The following is a 5,727-nucleotide window of genomic DNA, read 5'->3' on the forward strand; positions in this document are numbered from 1 at the left end:
TCCTCTTAAAAAAGCATGGTAAAATGGGGTCAAGGGGACTGGTCCCCTTGCGGGGGGTTCTGAAGGGGGGCGGAGCCGCCCCTTTCTTTCTTGCCTTAAAGTATAGTTATCATGAAATATAAAGAGGATACAAAAAATGCTTGCTGTAAAAAATAGGCAACGCCACAACCAATCAAAGAAAGAAGGAGCGCTATGGCTCCCTACTTAAATTCCCAATCACTGTTAAGCCCATGTACCAGATAACCGGCTTCGCGTATGGAGGCACCATCCATAAACCATCCAGCGACATCCCCAGTATCATCGTGCTGCCAGACCATGTCGGTCTTGCCATCGCCATCGTAGTCGCCCACGGCCCTGATCTTCCACTTGTAGGTCATACCGGATGCTACAAAGTTACTGCCCGGCGATATATTCTTGCCATCCATAAGCCAGACAACTACGGCGCCGAGGGTTATATTTCGCAGCACAACATCATCCTTGCCATCGCCGTTGAAGTCACCCACCATACTGAGCTGCCAGGAGGAAGGCAACCCCTTGGTCACGAAATCACCCGATACAATTTTGGTACCATCCATAAACCAGATAAACACATCTCCGGTGGAAACGTTGTACAGCAGGATATCGGCCTTGCCATTGCCGTCGAAATCACCAACAGCCTTGATCTGCCAATGTAGCGGCAGGCTCTTCATAACGTAATCGGCGCCCACAATTGAGGTGTTGCTTATAAACCAGAGGTAGGTGTCTCCGGTTGTGGAGTTTCTGAACAGGATATCGGCCTTGCCATTGGCATCGAAATCCCCCGTACCGGCAACCTGCCACTCTGCTCCAACACTAAGGGCCACGTAATCAGCATCAGCAATGGAGTTGCCATTGAGCAGCCAGATGACAAGTGCGCCATTGTCGGTGTGCTGCAACAGGATATCAGCCTTGTCGTCGCCATTAAAGTCGGCCACGGAGACGATCCGCCACACCTTGGGGAGATTCTGATACACGTATTTACCGGTATGACTTAACCCGTTTACGAGCCACATGTATACGTGGTTGTCCCAGAAATGCTCAAAGACGAGATCGCTTCTGCCATCGCCGTTAAAGTCGTACCTTACCCCAGCCTTGTTGCACTGAGCCGTGATGCCCTTTGCACTTGCCATCACCACGGTACATGTACTTGCGGTGGAGGAGGAATCACACCCCGTCCAGCCCATAAAGATTGAGCCTGAGGCGGGTGTGGCGGTAAGACTTGCCTGGGTATTGACCGCATAATCGATCAGTCCGATATTGCCGTTCCATGTAAGCGGACTCGGTGAGGACGTTATCGTACAGTCTCCCGTGCCCGCCTTTGTAACCGTGAGGGTGTATGTTGCCGTCTGTCCTGTCTGCGTGACAGTAAAGGTCTGCTCCGCTATGGTTATGGTACCGGTTCGGGTGCTTGTGCTCGTATTTGCCGAAACGGCATATTCTACCGTACCATTACCGGTTCCTGTGGCGCTGCGTGACGTGATAGATATCCAGGCGTCGTTACTGACAGCCGTCCACGTACAGTTGCCTGGCCCCACCACGCTTACGCTGTCACTGCCCGCCCCCTGGGTGAATTGCCTGCTTGCCGGGACGAGCGTGAAGGCGCCATTACAGGAAGGGGCAAAGGTCGCCGTCACCGTATGATTCGCCGTTACGCTGCTTATTGTATAAACGTTGTTGACCACCTGTGTGGTTACATTTATCTTACCGTCATACATGTTCCACAACGAATAACCGGCATTGGCAGCAATTGTACACTTGGCACTGCTGCCGGAAACCACTGGCGAGGTGCAACTGATCGTACCATTGCCTCCGTTTACAGAACCCGTAACCGTATAGGTAACAGGGGCGCTTGGCAAGGTAAACTTTACGATACGATGGTTGCCGGTATCAGCAACATAGACGTTACCGGAGGAGTCTACCGCCATGCCATAGGGTTTCAGGAAGTTGTCACCTGCGGAGGCGCCAGTGATCTTGCTCTGAAAGATACCGCCGGAAGTAAGCTTCTGGATACGGTTGTTTTTCACATCTGCGACAAATATCTTTCCTGCACTGTCTGTTGCCAACCCCATGGGCCCGCTGAACTGACCATCAAAGGCGCCAATGCTGCCCCACTTCTCATAGAACGAGCCGTATGAATTATAAACCAGGATGTGGGAACTGTACCAATCAGAGACATATACCTTACCCGAACCATCTACTGCAATCCCCTGAGACATTACAGAAGACCCCGTGGTTCCCTGGGCAAATACGTTCCACTTTGTCAGAAACACACCCGTTGATGTAAACTTTTGTACTCTGGCGTTGCCAAACTCGGCAACATAGACATTGCCTGAACTATCAACCGCTATTGCCTCAGGTAAGTCGAACTGACCATCTCCACTGCCGTATGAACCCCATTGGGCAACAAATGCCCCACTGGCATTAAACTTCTGGATGCGATGATTACCTGCGTCTGCCACGTAGACATACCCCTGAGGGTCTATTGCAATTGCATGGGGAACATCGAACTGACCGTTGCCTGTCCCCTTGCTACCCCACTTCGTGATAAAAGCGCCGCTGCTGCTAAATTTCTGTATGCGGCTATTACCGGGGTCGGTTACATAAACGTTGCTCGCACTGTCTGTTGCAACGGAAAAAGGCGTATTAAACTGTCCGTCTCCCGTACCCAGGGTACCCCACTTAGTTACAAACTCATAGGTCTCCGTAGCGGCCACATCGAATGTATGTGTGGTTACAAACAACACTGACATCAGCAACAACAAAAATCTCTTGACCATTGATACACTACCTCCATTTAACTTTCTTTCACTGCATGTCTGAACGACACGCACTGAGTAAGCCATAAGGATTGCTCAGTAAAAATTAGTATACAGGTTGGAATATGTAAAAATATGTCACCCGGACGACAATTTTTGAAGGCTGAATAAAAAAACGTATCCTAAAGAGTCCCTACTGACACCCTCGATATTGTTGCTGCAATCATACCTCCTGGTCAAATGCGATAAGCAAAAGAGCATAAATATGTATAACAATAGTTCACCCCTAAGAAAAGAAAGAAAGGGGCGGCTCCGCCCCCCTTTAGAACCCCCTGCAAGGGGACTAGTCCCCTTGACCCCTTCTTCCCGTTATAGCTACTTATGCTCGGTTACTTATCCCTGTTGCAGGGGTTGAATTTTGTGTATGTCTTACTGTAATATAGTAAGCATGAAGAGGCTCTTTTTTCTCATCTTGGCCATAGCCCTGACAACACCGGCCTTTGCCGGAGAATCGGTTATGGTCATCAAGGTCAATGGCGTGATAGACCCTGTTTCCTCCGAGTTCATCACCAAGAGCATCGCCAGGGTCAACGAGGCCAACGCAGACCACTACGAGGCGCTTGTCATTGAGCTTGACACACCGGGGGGGCTGGATACGTCTATGCGCGCAATCGTCAAGGATATCAACGCAAGCAAGACGCCAGTTGTCGTGTTTGTCTCACCCTCGGGGGCCAGGGCAGCCTCTGCGGGGGTCTTTATAACGATGGCCGCGCACGTGGCCGCCATGTCTCCGGGGACCAACATCGGGGCTGCCCATCCCGTGGCAATGGGAACCAAGATGGATGACACCATGGCCGAAAAGGTCACAAACGACTCCGTGGCATACATAAAGTCCCTGGCCGTCGCTCGCGGCAGAAACGCTAAATGGGCAGAAGACGCCGTCAGAAAAAGCGTCTCCATTACCGCCTCCGAGGCCCTGGCACAGAACATCATCGATGTCGTGGCCGAAAACGTCAACGACCTCCTCAACAAAATAGACGGTAAATCCATAAAAATCGACAATAAAGACATCACCCTCCGAACAAAAAATGCAAAAGTAACATACGAAGAGATGGGTCTGCGCCTGTCTATACTGAGCACAATCACCAATCCCAATGTGGCCTATATATTATTGATTCTGGGCTTTTACGGCTTGTTCTTTGAGCTGACAACCCCCGGGGCAATCCTGCCGGGGATCGTTGGGGCCATATGTCTCATCCTTGCCTTTTATGCCCTCCAGAACCTGCCGGTTAACTACGCAGGACTGATGCTGATAATCCTTGCCGTCATACTGTTTGTGCTGGAGATTAAGGTAACATCGCACGGGGTTCTCACAATCGGGGGGATCATCTCAATGACGATAGGTTCTCTCATGCTCTTTGAGTCGTCGTCGCCTTTTTTAAAGCTCTCGATACACCTGGTGATACTGGCGGTGTTGACAACGACTGTATTTTTTGCCGTCCTGATAGGGCTTGCCTACAAGGCGTGGAGACGGAGGCCATTAACCGGTGCGGATGCCATTATCGGTATGACGGGTAGTTCGCAGACCGACATCCTGGCACATGAGGGCATGGTTATGGTGCGGGGGGAGCTGTGGAGGGCCTGTAGCGAACATCACATCGACAAGGGAAAGGAGATTACCGTGGTTGGTGTCTCAGGGTTAACCCTCAAGGTAACGGAAACGGGTACGAGTGGCTACGACCCGCAACGGCTATAGCAGGCGTGTATCAGGAGTTATGACGGATAGTCCATAAAAAAATATACAAGGGAGGTTTATAAATGTTTTCAGGATCGTATGCAATGTTTGTGTTGTTTGCAGTGATGTTTTTTCTATGGAGTGCGGTTAAGATACTGAATGAGTACGAGCGAGGTGTTGTTTTCAGGTTAGGGCGTGTTGTTCCGCTCAGGGGGCCGGGATTGGTCTTGATCCTGCCGGTTCTTGACAAACTTGTCAGGGTGAGTCTCAGGACGGTGACGATGGATGTCCCCTCGCAGGATATAATAACAAAGGACAACGTCACGGTCAAGGTCAATGCCGTAGTCTACTTCAGGGTTATTGACCCCATACGGGCGGTAACGGAGATAGAGGACTACTACTTTGGTACCAGTCAGATAGCCCAGACCACGCTCAGAAGCGTCCTGGGGCAGAGTCATCTTGACGACCTGTTGTCCAAGCGAGACGAAATCAACTCCGAACTACAGAGGATCATAGATCAGCAAACAGAACCCTGGGGCATAAAGGTCACCGCCGTGGAGACAAAAAACGTAGACCTCCCCGCCGAAATGCAGCGGGCTATTGCCAAGCAGGCCGAGGCCGAACGTGAGCGCAGGGCCAAGATCATCCATGCCGAGGGTGAACAGCAAGCGGCTCAAAAACTGGCCGACGCCGCAAAGATCATTGCATCGGAGTCCGGTACGCTTCAACTGCGTTATCTGCAGACCTTGACCGAAATATCAGCCGAAAAGAATTCCACGATCATCTTTCCGCTGCCTATAGATTTAATTACACCCTTTCTTGATTTCTTTAAACGCAACGATGAAAGGCCGGCACCAGCGGTGAAACTACCAACGCGGCCTCCTCAACAATAAGAAAAAAACAAGGGGGGTGGCATTGTCCCATCCCTCCTTGATTAAGAAGGATGGATAATTATGTCAATAGTTACCAATTTTATAGAAAAATATTACATTTCTCTAATTGGTTTTTGTGTACAGGGACCATATGCACCTGTGGTCTAAACCGATTCAAGATATTTAAAGACGCATTATAATCTGCATCCGCTGTATAGCCACAACTTCTACACTTAAATAACTCAACTTTCGCAGTAAAAAAGTAGGGGTGGATTGTTTATTCATAAGGAATTTCATAGCAAATATATCTCTGTTTGTTGTATAATAGTATTACATTGAGGTAACA

General features: G+C 49.9%; 4 protein-coding genes. 2 read left to right on the forward strand and 2 right to left on the reverse strand.

All coding sequences use genetic code 11. The features are described 5' to 3' along the window. Positions 1 to 200: 200 nt before the first annotated feature. Positions 201 to 2,795, reverse strand: a complete 2,595-nt coding sequence (locus tag HWQ67_RS11865; protein ID WP_218252905.1) for an FG-GAP-like repeat-containing protein — start codon at positions 2,793 to 2,795, stop codon at positions 201 to 203. A gap of 427 nt (positions 2,796 to 3,222) precedes the next feature. On the opposite strand from HWQ67_RS11865, the gene HWQ67_RS11870 reads away from it, so the two are divergent. Continuing rightward, positions 3,223 to 4,530, forward strand: coding sequence for an NfeD family protein (locus HWQ67_RS11870; RefSeq protein ID WP_218252906.1), 1,308 nt, complete (start codon positions 3,223 to 3,225; stop codon positions 4,528 to 4,530). A 62-nt stretch (positions 4,531 to 4,592) separates the two neighbouring features. Continuing rightward, positions 4,593 to 5,402, forward strand: coding sequence for a slipin family protein (locus HWQ67_RS11875; protein ID WP_255317252.1), 810 nt, complete (start codon positions 4,593 to 4,595; stop codon positions 5,400 to 5,402). A gap of 79 nt (positions 5,403 to 5,481) precedes the next feature. Here the strand turns inward: HWQ67_RS11875 and HWQ67_RS20570 are convergent, their stop codons facing one another. Beyond that, positions 5,482 to 5,655: a zinc ribbon domain-containing protein gene (locus HWQ67_RS20570; protein ID WP_218252908.1), complete on the reverse strand. Its 174-nt coding sequence runs from the start codon at positions 5,653 to 5,655 to the stop codon at positions 5,482 to 5,484. Positions 5,656 to 5,727: the final 72 nt, after the last annotated feature.

It is taken from the genome of Candidatus Magnetobacterium casense (assembly GCF_019173545.1).
In the GTDB taxonomy this organism is placed as follows: Bacteria; Nitrospirota; Thermodesulfovibrionia; order Thermodesulfovibrionales; family Magnetobacteriaceae; genus Magnetobacterium; species Magnetobacterium cryptolimnobacter.